17 protein-coding genes and 1 pseudogene are annotated in these 15,308 nt (G+C 43.6%); 14 read left to right on the top strand and 4 right to left on the bottom strand.

Annotated elements, in window-relative coordinates; all coding sequences use genetic code 11:
* Window positions 1-3 precede the first annotated feature (3 nt).
* The 6 genes and pseudogenes from F890_RS13750 to F890_RS18635 all read left to right on the top strand — a co-directional run bounded on the left by F890_RS13750 (window position 4) and on the right by F890_RS18635 (window position 2,050).
* Complete coding sequence (locus F890_RS13750) at window positions 4-426, top strand: YqaA family protein (RefSeq protein ID WP_004732949.1); 423 nt, start codon at window positions 4-6, stop codon at window positions 424-426.
* Window positions 427-620: 194 nt separating this feature from the next.
* Window positions 621-815, top strand: a complete 195-nt coding sequence (gene rpmI, locus F890_RS13745; protein WP_004278281.1) for a 50S ribosomal protein L35 — start codon at window positions 621-623, stop codon at window positions 813-815.
* Between the two features lie 11 nt (window positions 816-826).
* Window positions 827-1,186: a 50S ribosomal protein L20 gene (rplT, locus tag F890_RS13740; protein WP_004647525.1), complete on the top strand. Its 360-nt coding sequence runs from the start codon at window positions 827-829 to the stop codon at window positions 1,184-1,186.
* A 155-nt stretch (window positions 1,187-1,341) separates the two neighbouring features.
* Window positions 1,342-1,497, top strand: coding sequence for a hypothetical protein (locus tag F890_RS19155; RefSeq protein ID WP_004732946.1), 156 nt, complete (start codon window positions 1,342-1,344; stop codon window positions 1,495-1,497).
* A gap of 15 nt (window positions 1,498-1,512) precedes the next feature.
* Window positions 1,513-1,650, top strand: a pseudogene (locus F890_RS19150) (GNAT family N-acetyltransferase); the annotation flags it as partial.
* Window positions 1,651-1,912: 262 nt separating this feature from the next.
* Entirely contained in the window at window positions 1,913-2,050 is a 138-nt protein-coding gene (locus F890_RS18635) for a hypothetical protein (RefSeq protein WP_017398042.1), read from the top strand.
* 185 nt (window positions 2,051-2,235) lie between these two features.
* Here F890_RS18635 and F890_RS13730 read toward each other — a convergent pair whose 3' ends face one another.
* A complete protein-coding gene (locus F890_RS13730) occupies window positions 2,236-3,261 on the bottom strand; it encodes a hypothetical protein (protein WP_005103324.1) in 1,026 nt (341 codons plus the stop codon).
* Window positions 3,262-3,420: 159 nt separating this feature from the next.
* Here F890_RS13730 and pheS point away from each other — a divergent pair, with 159 nt between their 5' ends.
* The 3 genes from pheS to F890_RS13715 all read left to right on the top strand — a co-directional run bounded on the left by pheS (window position 3,421) and on the right by F890_RS13715 (window position 7,210).
* The gene (gene pheS, locus F890_RS13725) at window positions 3,421-4,401 is read left to right on the top strand and encodes a phenylalanine--tRNA ligase subunit alpha (protein ID WP_004278272.1); all 981 of its coding nucleotides are present in this window, start codon (window positions 3,421-3,423) and stop codon (window positions 4,399-4,401) included.
* 134 nt (window positions 4,402-4,535) lie between these two features.
* Window positions 4,536-6,917 (top strand): phenylalanine--tRNA ligase subunit beta, encoded by a 2,382-nt coding sequence (gene pheT / locus F890_RS13720; protein ID WP_004732941.1) that lies wholly within the window; start codon window positions 4,536-4,538, stop codon window positions 6,915-6,917.
* Window positions 6,914-7,210 carry an integration host factor subunit alpha gene (locus F890_RS13715; RefSeq protein ID WP_004278269.1) on the top strand — a complete coding sequence of 99 codons (297 nt, stop codon included), beginning with the start codon at window positions 6,914-6,916 and terminating at the stop codon, window positions 7,208-7,210. The genes pheT and F890_RS13715 overlap by 4 nt, the downstream gene beginning before the upstream one ends.
* 104 nt (window positions 7,211-7,314) lie before the next feature.
* Here F890_RS13715 and F890_RS13710 read toward each other — a convergent pair whose 3' ends face one another.
* The 3 genes from F890_RS13710 to trxA all read right to left on the bottom strand — a co-directional run bounded on the left by F890_RS13710 (window position 7,315) and on the right by trxA (window position 9,842).
* Window positions 7,315-7,524, bottom strand: a complete 210-nt coding sequence (locus tag F890_RS13710; protein ID WP_005267421.1) for a hypothetical protein — start codon at window positions 7,522-7,524, stop codon at window positions 7,315-7,317.
* A 401-nt stretch (window positions 7,525-7,925) separates the two neighbouring features.
* On the bottom strand, window positions 7,926-9,194 hold the full coding sequence (gene rho, locus F890_RS13705) for a transcription termination factor Rho (protein ID WP_004278267.1): 1,269 nt from the start codon (window positions 9,192-9,194) through the stop codon (window positions 7,926-7,928).
* A 321-nt stretch (window positions 9,195-9,515) separates the two neighbouring features.
* Window positions 9,516-9,842 (bottom strand): thioredoxin, encoded by a 327-nt coding sequence (gene trxA, locus F890_RS13700; RefSeq protein WP_004278266.1) that lies wholly within the window; start codon window positions 9,840-9,842, stop codon window positions 9,516-9,518.
* A gap of 260 nt (window positions 9,843-10,102) precedes the next feature.
* Here trxA and ppx point away from each other — a divergent pair, with 260 nt between their 5' ends.
* The 5 genes from ppx to F890_RS13675 are packed head-to-tail and all read left to right on the top strand — an operon-like array spanning window position 10,103 to window position 15,222.
* Window positions 10,103-11,623, top strand: a complete 1,521-nt coding sequence (gene ppx, locus F890_RS13695; RefSeq protein ID WP_004732937.1) for an exopolyphosphatase — start codon at window positions 10,103-10,105, stop codon at window positions 11,621-11,623.
* A gap of 30 nt (window positions 11,624-11,653) precedes the next feature.
* Complete coding sequence (locus F890_RS13690; protein WP_004732934.1) at window positions 11,654-12,478, top strand: acetyl-CoA carboxylase carboxyltransferase subunit alpha; 825 nt, start codon at window positions 11,654-11,656, stop codon at window positions 12,476-12,478.
* Window positions 12,415-13,791, top strand: a complete 1,377-nt coding sequence (gene tilS / locus F890_RS13685) for a tRNA lysidine(34) synthetase TilS (RefSeq protein ID WP_080593407.1) — start codon at window positions 12,415-12,417, stop codon at window positions 13,789-13,791. Before F890_RS13690 ends, tilS begins: the two co-directional genes overlap by 64 nt.
* Before the next feature lie 2 nt (window positions 13,792-13,793).
* Window positions 13,794-14,633 (top strand): pyrroline-5-carboxylate reductase, encoded by an 840-nt coding sequence (proC, locus tag F890_RS13680; protein WP_004732930.1) that lies wholly within the window; start codon window positions 13,794-13,796, stop codon window positions 14,631-14,633.
* Window positions 14,634-14,652: 19 nt separating this feature from the next.
* Window positions 14,653-15,222, top strand: a complete 570-nt coding sequence (locus F890_RS13675) for a YggT family protein (RefSeq protein WP_004732929.1) — start codon at window positions 14,653-14,655, stop codon at window positions 15,220-15,222.
* The last annotated feature ends 86 nt before the right edge of the window (window positions 15,223-15,308 follow it).

Below are 15,308 nucleotides of genomic sequence, written 5' to 3'. Positions count from 1 at the left end.
GTAATGAGCCTATTTTTACTGTTTCTGTCGGCCTTTGGTGCAGCGACCTTACTACCTTTACAGTCTGAAGCGGTTTTGCTGGGGCTTTTAGTGCAGAACAAGCAGCATGCAGTGCTGTTAATTGCCGTGGCCAGTCTGGGCAATATTCTGGGGTCTTGTGTGAACTGGTATCTGGGTCTCAAGATTGAACATTATAAAAATAAAAAGTGGTTCCCGGTTTCAGCAGATAAGATGCTCAAGGCGCAAAAGACCTATCAGAAATATGGTTACTGGTCTTTACTGCTGAGCTGGGTGCCTATCATTGGTGATCCGATTACCCTGATTGCGGGACTATTAAAAGAAAACCTCGTCCGTTTTCTGCTGATGGTCAGCATCGCTAAAATTGGACGTTATCTGTTTGTCTATGCGGCCTTTGCCATGTTCTAAACTTGAAAATAATTTTCCTGATTCAGTCTTGGATATTTTTTCAGACTGAAATCCTAAAATCATTCTTTAAATTCGCTTATTGGGTGAAGATGCTTTTGTTTTAAACAAAGATGCTTTAGAATACTCGCTCCCTTACCTGCAGGTCGTTTTGTAATGGTGCAAACGAGCCGAACAGGTGTTCAAAAGAGGTTGTTATGCCTAAGATGAAAACTCGCCGTGGTGCAGCTAAACGCTTTAAAGCGACTGCTAACGGTTTTAAGCGTAAACAAGCGTTCAAACGCCACATTTTGACCAAAAAATCTGCTAAGCGTATTCGTCAATTGCGCGGCTGTGTAATGGTTCACGTAAGTGACGTTGCTTCAGTTCGTCGTATGTGCCCGTACATCTAAGGAGATTATAAATGGCTCGTGTAAAACGTGGTGTACAGGCTCATCGCCGTCACAAAAAAATTCTTGCTCGCGCTAAAGGTTACTATGGTGCTCGTTCACGCGTTTACCGCGTAGCGTTCCAGGCGGTAATCAAAGCTGGTCAATATGCTTACCGTGACCGTCGTCAGAAGAAACGTCAATTCCGCGCTTTGTGGATTGCACGTATCAACGCTGGTGCTCGTCAAAATGGTTTGTCGTACAGCCGTATGATCGCTGGCTTGAAAAAAGCTCAAGTGATTATCGACCGTCGCGTACTTGCTGACATCGCTATGCATGACGCAGTTGCGTTTGCTGCTTTAGCTTCTAAAGCTAAAGATGCATTGGCTGCATAAGTCTTTATGACTTGAAAAAAGACCGCCATTTGGTGGTCTTTTTTTATGCTTAAATAAAAGTAGTCATTTTAAATATTATTTAAAAATCAGTATTGTAAATCTTATATTTTTTAGTCATTGTTAAATTGCATAATCAAAAATAAGGCTTAAAAATAATGATTCGACTTGCCACCCAACACGATGTCCTGCCGATTGCCCAAGTGCATGTACAAAGCTGGCGTGAAAGCTATCAAAATATCATTAAACCAGAAATTCTCGATAAGTTGAGTGTAGAACAAAGAGCCGCCTTGTGGCGTTCTGTGCTTGAATAGGAGAATCGACGGGTATTTGTCTATGAAGAAAATGCTCAAGTTTTGGGTTTTGCTGCTTTTAATTTTCCGGTAGATGCGCCAATCAGTGAATTGAGAGCACTTTATTTGCTTCAAAATATTCAAGGTCGCGGCATTGGACGTGATTTGGTTTAATTGGGTCTGGGTTTAAGTCGAGAAAAATCCTATCAGCATATGCAATGCAGCGTATTGAACCTGAATTCCAGTCGTTATTTTTATGAAAAGACCGGCGCCTATTTTGTCAGTGAAGGAGATGCCAGTGATCTGGGCGAAAATCTTAAAGACTTATATTATCAATGGAATCTCTAACTTCTAATCCACCCGGATCATGGGAAATAATTTAGTGCTCGAGCTAACATCAGTGACAAAAATATAGGGCAGGGTGAAATCCAGTTATATGATCGATGGTAATTATACGCGTAGCATTCCGGTCAAATGGGCGGAGATTGATACCGTGATCTGGCTAGATTTATCCTTTTATCTCAATATATCCATCGGTCAATTAAGAGAGCATTTCCGGGCGATCAGCAAATGACAGCTTCGGCTCATTCAAATAATGCTGAAATTTTAAGACAGATACTCAGTCGTGATTCCATCATCTGATGGATGATGAAAACCTATCACAAAATCGTCAGCATTATTTCAAGTTGATGCCTGCTTATGAATATCAAAATATCCATTGAATTCTGCCCGTGATGTTCAAGCTTTTCTGGCAAAATGTTAAAGGCCGAAATAGTAGCCAATCAGACAGATAATCACAGTGATCACAATTAAGGTCAGCACATTTGCAGATGAACTGGATTTGCCTGGGTCCTGAGGTTTTTCTGCTTTAGAAATTTTTGGTGAGCGGTCTTCGGTACTCATACCGACAAATGGGTCAGGTGCAACTTTTGGTGTTAGCTGTGCAGTTTTATAGTGATTGGCGACTTTGCTGATGAATTTAGCACTTAAATCATCAATTTTTTGCGAAAAATGTCGCAGGTTAAGTTGCTGCTCCGGGCTGAGTACTTCGCCATCTGCACGATAGGGATGCTGGATTTTCGTTTGAATAAAGTCATTTAAGGCGTCTAGGCGGTACAAAGTCTGGTGAGCATAATCCGCTGAATAGTCAGTGGGAATTAAGGCCAAATGACTTTCGTTATCGGCCTGAATGGCAGGCATGGTGCCGTAATAAGGCAAATTGGTATACGCCGGTTCGGTAAAATCTTGGGCAAGGCTACTTTCAAACAGTTCATGATCGGTATAGGCCTGAATATCATCCCAGTTTGGGGCTTCCAGATCGACATCAATGCGTTTGGCCAGTTTAGGATTTAACTCATAACACCAGAATGTTTCATGGCGTAAAGGGGATTGCTGTGATTTAGGTGCTTCGTAATCATTGTCTGCGCTATACCATTCAGGCAGTTCCTTGCCGATGATCCAGGCAATTTTAGCTTTGGCACCATGACTGACAATAAAATGTGCCAGTGGTAATAGCTCGACATTGGCATTCGGATTTTTTTCATCAACCAGTAAATCAGAGCGATGCAAGCTGAGGCGACGCACGCCTTGTTTTTTCAGGCCTTCCAGCCAGATCTGGAAATGCTGGGCCAGCAGGTGTTGTGATATCAGATCCCGAAAGGCAAACTGATGCTGATTAAAAATGGAATGTTGAATCCAACGATTGAAACTCAGGTCTTGAGTCAAATACTCATTGCCGTAAGTGACGAGGGTTAGTTGCTGTTTCCAAATTTGATCGAGTGCCATAGTGATTTGATCTGATTGATATTGTGTTTATCTTATACTTTTTATATTTAATCATGCCAATCTAATTTTCCTTAAAACGCATCTTCATCAAAGTGTCTAAAAACTGTTAGAATGTGGGGTTTTTAAAATATTTTTTAACCTGTTGCTTTGAGAGTTACTATGTCACTGGAAGCCCTGACCACTGAAGCGCTCGCTGCGATTGCAGCAGCTCAAGACCTTGCTGCACTTGATCAAGTACGAGTGCAATTTACGGGGAAAAAAAGCCAGCTCGCGGAACAATCTAAGTCGCTTGGTAAAATGGATCCTGAAGAACGTAAAGTCTTCGGCGCACAAATCCATGCTGTACGTGAAACTATTACCGCTGCATTGACCTCACGTCAGGCAGAATTGCATAAAGCTGCCTTAGAACAAAAACTGGCAAGCGAAACCATTGATATTACTTTACCAGGTCGTGGCCAACAGGTGGGCAGTATCCATCCAGTGACCCAGGTGCAAGAGCGTATTTGCCAGTTCTTTACCAAGGCAGGTTTTACGGTTGCAACAGGTCCTGAAGTTGAAGATGACTATCACAACTTTGAAGCACTGAATATTCCGGGTCATCACCCGGCGCGTGCCATGCACGATACTTTCTATTTTGATGTGAACCATTTGCTGCGTACGCATACGTCTGGTGTGCAGATTCGTACCATGGAAACACAGCAGCCACCAATCCAGATCGTGTGTCCGGGCCGTGTTTACCGTTGTGATTCGGATCAAACCCACTCACCGATGTTTCATCAGATCGAAGGTTTATACGTGGCTGAAAATACCAGCTTCGCGGAACTGAAAGGTTTGCTGATTAACCTGCTGAACGAATTCTTCGAAAAAGATTTGAAAGTACGTTTCCGTCCATCTTATTTCCCGTTCACCGAGCCAAGTGCGGAAGTGGATATTATGGATGAACGCGGTCGCTGGTTAGAAGTATTAGGCTGCGGTATGGTGCATCCGAATGTGCTGCAAGCTGCAGGCATTGATCCTGAAAAATACAAAGGCTTTGCTTTTGGTCTGGGTGTTGAACGTTTTGCAATGCTGCGTTATGGCGTAAATGACTTACGTATGTTCTTCCAAAACGATGTGCGTTTCTTACGCCAGTTTGCTTAAAACAAATTTATACCTCTCCTTAACCTCTCCTTTTAAAAAGGAGAGGGACTCCGCGAAATAGATGGAGTTCTCCCCCTTTGGAAAATGGGGGACAGAGGGGGATTCTAGAGATTTGAATTACAGGTTTTATATCAATGAAAATTAGCGAAAATTGGCTACGCACATGGGTCAACCCAGCCATCGATAGCGAAAAACTTTCTGATCAATTGACCATGTTGGGTCTGGAAGTCGATGAGCTTGCACCTGCAGCAAAAGCATTTACTGGTGTAGTGGTGGGGGAAGTCCTGACAGTAGAACAACATCCTGATGCAGATCGCTTGCGTGTGACCACTGTCAATATCGGTTCAGGTGAGCCACTGCAAATTGTATGTGGTGCGCCAAACGTACGTGCCGGCATGAAAGCGCCAGTTGCGACCATTGGTGCAGTACTTCCAGGCGATTTCAAAATCAAGAAAGGCAAGCTACGTGGTATCGAGTCACAAGGCATGCTGTGCGGCGCTTCAGAAATCGGTTTAGAAGATAAAATTGATGGTTTGTTAGAGCTTCCAGCGGATGCACCAGTAGGTATGAACATTCGTGAATATCTAGACCTTGATGACAACGTGATTGATATCAGCATTACACCGAACCGTGGGGACTGCTTCAGTATTCGCGGGATCGCACGTGAAATTGGTGTGATTAACCAATTGCCAGTAACTGCCCCTGAAATTAAAGAAGTAGCTGCGACTATTAGCGAAGAAAAGAAAGTCGTTGTATCGACTGAAGGCTGCCCACGCTATTTGGGTCGTGTCATCAAGAACGTCAATACCAAGGCTGTGACTCCTGTATGGATGGAGCGTGCATTGGCACGTTCAGGTATTCGTCAGCACAGCATTCTGGTCGATATTACCAACTATGTATTAATCGAGCTTGGTCAACCGCTACACGCATTTGATGGCGGTAAAGTTCAAGGTGCGGTACATGTACGTCAAGCGACGGAAGCTGAAAAGTTAGTTTTGCTCAATGAACAAGAAGTTGAACTCAACGAAAAAGTGATGGTGATTGCAGATGATGAAAAAGCATTAGCCATTGCCGGTATTATGGGCGGCTTGTCTTCAGCAGTCAGCGATGCAACCACTGAAATTTTCCTGGAATCTGCATTCTTCGCGCCACTGCATATTGCGGGTCGTGCACGTAGCTTTGGCTTGCATACCGATGCTTCTCAGCGTTATGAACGTGGTGTCGATTTTGAATTGCCATTGATCGCTATGCACCGCGCATCACAATTGATTGCTGAACTTGCGGGCGGTGAGTTCGGACCAATTACAGTTGCCGAAAATGCGGCTCTATTGCCAACACGTGACGCAATTGAATTGAATCAAGCCCAAGTCGATCAACTGCTAGGTTATAGTGTTGACTCAGCGTTCATTACTGATGCTTTAACCCGTTTAGGTTGTGAAGTTACAGTAAAAGCAGAAGGTGAGTGGTCTGTAGTGCCGCCATCACATCGTTATGACATGGTGATCTATCAAGATTTGATTGAAGAAGTGGCACGTATTCACGGTTATGACAATATTCAAATCAGTCTGCCTGTGATTGATGTGAAATTGGCGAAATACCAAGATCAATTTGAGTTGGGCCAACTCCGTCAAACTGCCGTAACTTTAGGTTACCAAGAAGCGATCAGCTTTAGCTTCTCAGACCTAAAACTTGAAAAGCAACTTAATTCCAGTGTGAATCCATTAGCATTAGCTAATCCAATTTCAAGTGATTTGGCAGTGATGCGTTCAACCTTGCTATCTAGCCTGATTCCTTGTGTTCAGTACAATGTCAACCGCCAGCAAAGCCGTGTACGTTTCTTTGAGCTCGGTCTGCGTTTCGACTATCAAGAAGCCAGCAGCATCCATGATTTAAAACAGATTCCAACTTTTGCATTGATTGCGACTGGTTCACGTCATGCTGAGTCTTGGCATGGTAAGGCACAGCCAATGGACTTCTTTGACTTTAAGGGTGATGTAGAAGAAATTCTGGCTGCTGGTCGTGTCAAAGTAGAATATGTGCGTTCAGAGCGTAGCTGGTTGCACCCAGGGCAATCCGCAGAAATTCTCGTGAATGGTCAATCAATTGGTTACTTGGGGCGTTTACATCCCTCACTTGAAGACGAACTTGATCTGGCAACCACATGGGTAGCAGAATTGGATCAAGCGGCTGTTTTGCAAACTTATGTATCTAATTTTACAGAATTATCACGTTTTCCATCGGTTCGACGTGATATTGCGCTTTTAATTAGTGATAAGATTAATGTTAGCGAAATTCAGGGACTTATCGAAAAAACAGGCGGAGAGCTTTTAGACTCAACTTGGTTGTTCGATGTGTACACTGGACAAGGAGTAGAAGAAGGGAAACGCTCACTGGCATTTGCACTTCTCTGGCAGCATCCAAGCCGTACACTGGAAGATGCTGAAATTAAATCAGGTATGGATAATATCCTTCAAGTGTTAGAAAACACTTACCAAGCGACATTGAGGGCTTCATGACAGCACTAACTAAAGCAGAAATGGCTGATCATTTAAGTGAGCTCACGAGTTTAAACCGTCGTGAAGCAAAACAAATGGTTGAGTTGTTCTTCGATGAGATTAGCCAGGCGCTCATCTCAGGCGAGCAAGTAAAACTTTCGGGTTTTGGTAATTTCGAGTTGCGTGATAAGCGTCAACGTCCGGGCCGTAACCCGAAAACGGGTGAAGAGATTCCGATTTCTGCACGCCGTGTGGTCACCTTCCGTGCCGGACAGAAGTTCCGTCAACGTGTGGGAAATGAGCAGGTCAACTGATCTGCTTTTTTAAAAACTGGGATCAATATTGTTAAGTTCCAGTTTTTAAAATAAAAAAAGAGAGCCAAAGGCTCTCTTTTTTTTGTACTGAATAATCTAAAAGATTATTGAGCAGCAGTTTCAGAAGCAGCAACTTCAGAAGTAGCTTCTACAGCAGCAGCATCAGCAGCAGCTTCAGCTTCAGATGCAGCTTCTACAGCTTCAGATGCAGCTTGGTTAGCGTCAGCAGCAGCGTCGTCAGCTTTTTTAGCACAACCAACGAAAGCTAGAGTAGTAGCAACTGCAGCAGCAATAGCGATTTTTTTGAATAACATGGCATCACTCTCTAAAAATTGAGATTAAAAAAAACCAAAGTTAGTCTGTTAAGTGCTTTTATTGTTCCTAATTGTGTTAGGGACTAACAACGCAGGAGCAGTCTAACTGGTCTGCAAATATGCTATCACTGCGCATTTTTAATTGCTACTGGCAATGATCAAAAAAGTACGGAAAAATGATAAAAAATAAGAAGTTTTTAACAGAAAATAACAATGGAATGAAAGATTTAGATTGGAGAAAGGCTTATTAAATACTTAAAAGTTATACAATTTTTAATCTGAATATTTTATTAATCAAAAACTTAAAAATAAGTTTACATAAATCAGGCTTCATTGTTTCATTCTGTAATTTATGTCAACCTAAAAAAGGCCACCGTTTAGATGACCTTTCATTTAAAATTTTAATTTGAAGCTTTGCGTTTCATCTGATCAAAGAAATCATCATTGGTCTTGGTTTCTTTCATACGATCCAGTAAGAATTCCATTGCCGCCAATTCGTCTTGAGTATGCAGCAGCTTACGCAGAATCCAGACTTTACGCAGATTGTCTTCTGACATCAGGCGTTCTTCACGACGAGTACCAGATTTCTTGATGTTCATTGCAGGGAACACGCGTTTTTCAGCAATACGACGATCAAGGGTAATTTCCTGGTTACCTGTACCTTTGAATTCTTCGTAAATCACTTCATCCATTTTACTACCGGTTTCAATCAGGGCAGTAGAAATGATGGTCAGTGAACCGCCTTCTTCGATATTACGTGCAGCACCGAAGAAACGTTTAGGGCGCTCTAAGGCATGTGCATCCACACCACCAGTCAGTACTTTGCCTGATGAAGGAATCACAGTGTTATAAGCACGTGCCAGACGGGTAATCGAGTCAAGCAAAATCACCACATCTTTCTTATGTTCAACCAGACGTTTTGCTTTTTCAATCACCATTTCAGCGACTTGAACGTGACGTGCAGGAGATTCATCAAAAGTAGAAGCCACGACTTCACCACGAACCGTACGCTCCATCTCAGTCACTTCTTCTGGACGCTCATCAATTAGGAGAACGATCAGAATAACTTCAGGATTATTGCGAACGATGGACTGTGCAATGCTTTGCAGCAGCATGGTTTTACCCGCTTTCGGCGGAGCCACAATAATTGAACGCTGGCCTTTACCAATCGGTGCAACTAAGTCGATCACACGGGTGGTTAAATCTTCAGTGGTGCCATTGCCCAACTCCATCACCAACTGTTCAGTCGGGAATAATGGCGTCAAGTTTTCAAACAGAATCTTGTTTCGTGAATTTTCAGGTGTGTCGTAGTTAATCTGATTGACTTTAAGTAAAGCAAAATAACGTTCGCCTTCTTTCGGCGGGCGAATGGTGCCAGTAATGGTGTCGCCAGTACGGAGGTTAAAACGACGAATTTGAGAAGGGCTGACATAGATATCGTCAGGACCTGCTAAATAAGAACCTGCGGCTGAGCGTAAAAAGCCAAAACCATCTGACAAAATTTCTAGAACGCCATCACCAAAAATCTCTTCGCCATTCATTGCATGACGTTTTAAGATGGCAAAAATAATGTCTTGCTTACGGTTACGAGCCATACCTTCGAGGCCCATAAACTCGGCAATCTTGATGAGTTCGCCAATCGGTTTTTTCTTGAGTTCGGTTAAATTCATAGGTGGTCAGATAGAATCAAAGTTCTGAGGTACAGGTTAGAAAGGGAGTAACATTCGGCCGCATACCAGCATTCAAACGAAAGCAATTGAATTTGCAAAAGAACAATTCAGAGATCTGTTTGAGTGTTTCAAAGGAAAATGTGGAAAACAATTTCTATTGCCGAGCGGCATCTTATGTAATGTGTCTTGTAAGAAATTGACAGGATTTAGGATCCTTTATCTCTTGAGTAGCGAATATAAGAGAAAATGCTGACTTTGTCAATTTATAGCCGAAAAAATACGCGAGCATGAGTCGCGTATTTTTCACTAAAAATGCTGTGCTTAGATATTGTCATCAATAAATGCAGTCAGTTTAGATTTTGGTGCAGCACCGACTTGAGTCGCAACAACTTCACCATTTTTGAACATCAACAAAGCCGGGATGTTACGGATGTTGAAATTCACAGCAGTTTGTTCGCAAGAAGTTACGTCAACTTTCACGATTTTAACTTTGCCTTGGTATTCATCAGCAAGCACTTCAAGTACAGGTGCAATTGCTTTACATGGTGCACACCAGCCTGCCCAAAAGTCCACCAGTACAGGAACGTCTGATTGAAGAACGTCTGCTTCGAAGTTTGCGTCAGTAGTGTTTACGATGTTGCCAGACATGGAATGTGCTCCAGATTAATATTTTAAAGATAACTAATTATTAGTATTACATAGCCATCTTTAACAATGTAGGGGAATCTGTAAATTTTCAATGCTTAATGTTATTTTGTCTAATGGATGATCACGATAGTGATGATCGTGTCTCACTATTATTCCCGATACAAAAAAGAATAAGGCATTAAATTGTCGCTACAAATGGCTTTTAAATTGCATGCATGTGAATTACTCTAAGCACAATTCGTTAAAGGTTTATTTCTGGAATGTCTGACTTTTTGATTGATGAAGAATTACTTGCCGCCATCGATATGGGATCAAACAGCTTTCATTTGGCCATCGCCCGTGTAGATCATGGCGAAGTGAAGAAAGTGGCATCAATGTCAGAAAAAGTTCAGCTTGCCGCAGGACTAGACGAAAATAAGAATTTAACCGAAGCCGCCCAGCAACGCGGTTTGGCTTGTCTGGCCCGTTTCGTTGGACGTTTAGGTGCAGTTCAGCCGAACCGATTACGGATCGTGGCGACGAATGCTTTACGTCAAGCCAAAAATGGTCATGAATTTATCCAGAAAGCCGCAGAAATTTTACCGAAACCGATCGAAATTATTGCCGGCCGTGAAGAAGCCCGTCTGATTTATCTGGGTGTATCGCATACTATGGCCAACAGTGGTCGTCGTCTGGTGGTTGACATCGGTGGCGGTTCGACTGAGCTGATTATTGGTGAAGAGTTCGAGCCGATTCATACTGAATCGGTGCAGATGGGCTGTGTCGCCTTTACTAAGGCTTATTTTCAGGATGGTGAGATCAGTGCCAAAGCTTTTGATAAAGCGGTTACTGCGGCGCGTAAAGAAATCTCCGGAATTGCCAATACCTATAAAGAAGCCGGCTGGGATGCGGTGGTCGGTTCCAGTGGCACGATCAAGGCTTGTCGTCAGATTTGTATCAATATGGGCTGGAGCAATGACAAAGAACAGCTCACTCGTGAAGGCCTGGAAAAACTCAAAGACAAACTGCTCAAATATAAATATGTCTCGGATATGGAATTCGAAGGTCTCAAAGAAGACCGCCGCGCGGTATTGCCGGCTGGGATTGCCATTCTCTATGCTGTATTTGATGTGCTCGGAATTAATCATCTGGTTTATTCGGATGGTGCGCTGCGTGAAGGCGTGATGTATGACTTGCTGGGCCGTTTCAAGCATGAAGATATCCGTGATCGTTCCGTACATGCCCTGATTGGTCGTTATAATGCCGATGCCAAACAGGCCGAGCGTGTGGTCCAGACTGCACAAAAACTGTTTAATGACGTGGCCAGTGAACTCGGGTTGAGTGTTGAAGATAGTGACCTGTTACGTCGTGCCGCCTATCTGCATGAGATTGGTTTGGCCATCAGTCACAGTGGCTATCATCGTCATGGCGCGTATTTATTACAACATTCGGATATTGCCGGTTTCTCGCAAGTTGATCAAAATCATTTGTCACATTTGGTCGCGCACCATCGGCGTAAATTGCGCGCTGATGCCAAGATTGATGTGATGAAAGTCGGTGGATCTAAACTTTTATGGTTATGTTTGCTGCTTCGTCTGTCGGTTTTGGTCAATCACAGTCGTAGCGATGAGATGCTTCCTGCCATTGAACTCAAGGTTGAAAATGCGCAACAATGGCACCTCAGCGTGTCTGGTGATGCCAAGCAATGGCCATTGCTGGTCGCTGAACTGCACGATGAACAGCAGCAATTTAAAAATTGGGAGATTGAACTCTCGATTCAATCCGAACAGTTTGTTAATTAATACCTTTATAGGGATGAAAACGGTTAACCTATGAAAAATAAAGCAACTCCATCAAAAGCATGGGCGACAGTGCAGATTGCACGTCATCCAGAACGTCCACAATTCCTGGACTATGTGGGTGAAATATTCACTGAATTTGATGCTTTACATGGTGACCGCCTATATGGTGATGATGGCGCGATGATCGGTGGTCTGGCTCGTTTCGATGGTCAACCGGTGATGATCGTTGGTCAGCATCGTGGTCGTAGCACCCGTGAAAAATTACAGCATAATTTTGGCATGAGTAACCCGGAAGGTTATCGTAAGGCACAGCGTCTGCTAGACATGGCAGAGCGTTTTAACCTGCCAGTCTTTACTTTTATTGACACTATGGGCGCTTATCCGGGTGTCGGTGCAGAAGAACGTGGTCAGGCTGAAGCGATTGCCACCAGTCTGGCTCAGCTTTCTAATTTGAAAGTACCTGTGATTGCAACTGTACTGGGTGAAGGCGGTTCAGGTGGTGCGCTGGGTATTGGGGTAGCAGATCGTGTGGTGATGCTCTCTCACAGTATTTATTCGGTGATTTCACCGGAAGGCTGTGCCTCAATTCTTTGGAAAACCGCTGAAAAAGCTGAACAGGCTAGTGAAGCCTTGGCTCTGACTGCAGAAAAATTGCAGAAAATGGGTATTGTAGAATATGTGGTGGATGAAGGTGAGGGTGCTCACTTAAATCCGGATCAGGTCATGAACAGCTTGAAAGCAGTGCTGAAAGAAGCTTTGAACGAACTGCAACTAATGGAAGCGCAAGCACGATGCGAAGCACGTTACCAACGTTTAATGAAGTTTGGCAGCGACAATTTAGGTCTGGTTTCTTAAAACAGCTGCAGGACTTTCCTGCAGAGACAAAATTTCTCATCGGATGCAGTGGTGGCGTAGATTCTATGTTGTTGCTGCATCTGATGTTTTTTTTATGCTCGGAAAAAATCCGGGCAATCTATGTGGATCATCAGCTGCAAAGTATCAGTAGTGCATGGGGCACTTTTGTTCAGCAGCAGTGTCGGCAACTGAATATTCCCTGTATCATTCAGCCCGTCAATGTCGCCAGTGGCAATTTGGAACAGCAAGCGCGCAATTCACGTTATCAGGCCTATCTGCAACATTTACAAGCGGATGAAATGTTGGTGCTGGCACACCATCAACAAGATCAGGCGGAAACCCTAATGTTGCGTTTATTGTCTGGCGCCGGCGTTGATGGTTTAGCAGCCATGAAACAGATCGATATACGTGAAAATCTGACGATTTGGCGGCCACTACTGAATATTTCCCGTGAGCAGATTTGCCAATGGGCATCAGACCTGAATGTTCAGAATATTGAAGATCCGACCAATGCTGATACCTATTATGACCGGGCCTGGGCACGCCAGACGCTGTGGCCGGTATTAAGCGAACGTTATCCTAAAATGCAAGCCGCCTTGGTGCGAACCAGTGAGCTGATGCAGGATGCTCAAGACATTTTACAAGAAGTGCTGCAACAGGATTTAGCATCTTGTGGAACTGAAACGCAGCTCGATCTTGGTAAATTTTTACAGCTTTCAAAATCACGACAACGTCAATTGCTCTCTGCCTGGATGAAAGGTAAAGAACAGTATCGTCCATCTTTAGCGATGGTAGAGCGTTTGCAACGCGAAGTCATTCATGCCAAGCAAGATGCTCAGGCGGCATTGTATTGGCAAGGCTTTTACTATGTACGCTATCAGCAGCAATTATATCGTTTGGCCGCAGAGATCTATTTAGCTGATCAACAACAAGTTCAAACTAGCCCGAAAACTATAAAATTCGCTTTAAAAGACAGCGTGCAGGTTTTGTCAGGGAAATTTATCATTCAGCCTGCCCAGCTAGGTTTATCTCCTGCATTATTGCAGCAACCTTTGCATTTGCAGCAGCGGCAAGGTGGCGAAAAAATTCATTTATATGGCCGTGTCGGTACCTGGCCGCTGAAAAAAGCCATTCAGGAAGCGCAAATATTTCCCTGGGCTCGGCATACTATTCAAATATTAAGCACAGATAATGTTATGCTAGGCGTGTTTACCCCTAAAGGATTTTGGTTGGCCCAATCTGCATATTGTGAAGCAGGCGGATGGCTGCCGATTTCGGTTTCTTCAACTTTAGAACTCAACGACGAGCATTGAACATGAGTGCAGCTTTAAATTGTAATATCTGTTTTATTGGTGGCGGTAATATGGCCCAAGCCTTAATTGGCGGTCTGATTTCACGTGGTTTGCCAGCAACACGTATTACAGTTTCTGATCCGGTCGAAAAAGTCCGTGCTTTATTGGCGGAAAAAGAAATTAATGTGACCGGGGATAATAGCGCTGCAATTCAGGATGCAGATATTGTCGTACTGGCGGTAAAACCTCAGGTTTTGGCTCAAGTGCTGCAACCATTAAAAGGTCTGGTCAATAATAAGCTGATTATTTCCATTGTTGCTGGTGCAGAAATTGCCACATTGTCAGCATTATTGGGGACTGAGCGCATTGTACGAGTTATGCCGAACACGCCAGCACTGGTACAGACTGGGGCACATGGTTTATATGCCAATGCATTTGTGGAAACGAGTGACCGTGAGCTAGCCAGTCAGGTTCTGGCATCGACCGGACTGACCATTTGGGTTGACTCAGAAGCACAAATTGATGCAGTCACTGCAGTCTCGGGTTCGGGTCCGGCTTACTTTTTCTATATGATGGAAAGTATGATTCGTGCGGGTAAAAATTTAGGTCTGGATGAAAAAGTTGCAACTGCACTCACCTTGCAGACCGCTTTAGGCGCGGCGCAAATGGCGATTACCAGCTCGAATACGCCGGCTCAGTTACGTAAAAATGTGACTTCTCCAAATGGGACTACACAGGCGGCACTTGAAGTCTTTGATCGCGCCCAGATTTCTCAAAATATTCAGGCGGCACTTGCCGCTGCACAAAAACGCAGTCAAGAACTGGCACAAGAGCTCAGTGAAAGCAGCAAATCTTCAGTTTAATTTTTAGGAACGTTCAAGTATGGGTGCAAATTCTGCGCTAATTTTTGGCATTATCATTAACGTCGCGATTTTGCTCGTATTCTTCCGATTTTTAATGCAACTGGCAGCGGTCAGTCCTTACAATCCTGTGGTTCTTTCTACCGTGAAAGCCACTAAAATTGTAGATGTATTTGGTCGAATTTTCCCAACCTTGGCCAAAGGCCGAGTCAGTACTGCTGCTTTGGCATTATTGGTCGTGCTCTATCTGCTTAAAATTTTTGGCATGATGTATCTGTCAGGTGGGATGCCGAATGGGCCTGTCCATCTGATTATTCTGACTTTTGTTACCATGATGCAGGATCTGATCCGTTTCTGTCGTTATTTGATTTTCGCTACTATTATTTTAAGCTGGGTGGTGATGTTTACCCAATCCCGTTCACCTTATATTGAAGTAGTTCAGGAACTTGCCGAGCCATTGCTGGCACCTTTCCGCCGGATTATGCCAAATATGGGCATGATTGACCTGTCTCCAATCCTGGCAATTCTGGCCTTGATTGTGATTGAAATGATCATGAACCAGGTGGCAATTGTATTGTTAACGGGTTTTTAATCTGAATGAAAAGAAAAGGACGCTGAGGCGTCCTTTTTATTTGCTCCTCCCTTTAGAAAAGGGAGGTTGGGAGGGATTTGTTAAAC

The sequence above is a fragment of the Acinetobacter sp. CIP 64.7 genome, from assembly GCF_000369745.1.
Taxonomy (GTDB): domain Bacteria; phylum Pseudomonadota; class Gammaproteobacteria; order Pseudomonadales; family Moraxellaceae; genus Acinetobacter; species Acinetobacter fasciculus.
The sequence above is the reverse complement of the archived record's forward strand: the minus strand, read 5'-3'. Positions and strand labels throughout refer to the sequence as shown.

Coding starts and splice junctions, on each gene's coding strand:
- F890_RS13675 (WP_004732929.1), top strand. CDS start 14,653: ATGGGTGCAAATTCTGCGCTAATTTTTGGCATTATCATTAACGTCGCG.
- rplT (WP_004647525.1), top strand. CDS start 827: ATGGCTCGTGTAAAACGTGGTGTACAGGCTCATCGCCGTCACAAAAAA.
- F890_RS13690 (WP_004732934.1), top strand. CDS start 11,654: ATGAAAAATAAAGCAACTCCATCAAAAGCATGGGCGACAGTGCAGATT.
- pheT (WP_004732941.1), top strand. CDS start 4,536: ATGAAAATTAGCGAAAATTGGCTACGCACATGGGTCAACCCAGCCATC.
- F890_RS18635 (WP_017398042.1), top strand. CDS start 1,913: ATGATCGATGGTAATTATACGCGTAGCATTCCGGTCAAATGGGCGGAG.
- F890_RS13750 (WP_004732949.1), top strand. CDS start 4: ATGAGCCTATTTTTACTGTTTCTGTCGGCCTTTGGTGCAGCGACCTTA.
- proC (WP_004732930.1), top strand. CDS start 13,794: ATGAGTGCAGCTTTAAATTGTAATATCTGTTTTATTGGTGGCGGTAAT.
- F890_RS19155 (WP_004732946.1), top strand. CDS start 1,342: ATGATTCGACTTGCCACCCAACACGATGTCCTGCCGATTGCCCAAGTG.
- pheS (WP_004278272.1), top strand. CDS start 3,421: ATGTCACTGGAAGCCCTGACCACTGAAGCGCTCGCTGCGATTGCAGCA.
- rpmI (WP_004278281.1), top strand. CDS start 621: ATGCCTAAGATGAAAACTCGCCGTGGTGCAGCTAAACGCTTTAAAGCG.
- F890_RS13715 (WP_004278269.1), top strand. CDS start 6,914: ATGACAGCACTAACTAAAGCAGAAATGGCTGATCATTTAAGTGAGCTC.
- tilS (WP_080593407.1), top strand. CDS start 12,415: ATGCGAAGCACGTTACCAACGTTTAATGAAGTTTGGCAGCGACAATTT.
- ppx (WP_004732937.1), top strand. CDS start 10,103: ATGTCTGACTTTTTGATTGATGAAGAATTACTTGCCGCCATCGATATG.
- F890_RS13730 (WP_005103324.1), bottom strand. CDS start 3,261: ATGGCACTCGATCAAATTTGGAAACAGCAACTAACCCTCGTCACTTAC.
- rho (WP_004278267.1), bottom strand. CDS start 9,194: ATGAATTTAACCGAACTCAAGAAAAAACCGATTGGCGAACTCATCAAG.
- F890_RS13710 (WP_005267421.1), bottom strand. CDS start 7,524: ATGTTATTCAAAAAAATCGCTATTGCTGCTGCAGTTGCTACTACTCTA.
- trxA (WP_004278266.1), bottom strand. CDS start 9,842: ATGTCTGGCAACATCGTAAACACTACTGACGCAAACTTCGAAGCAGAC.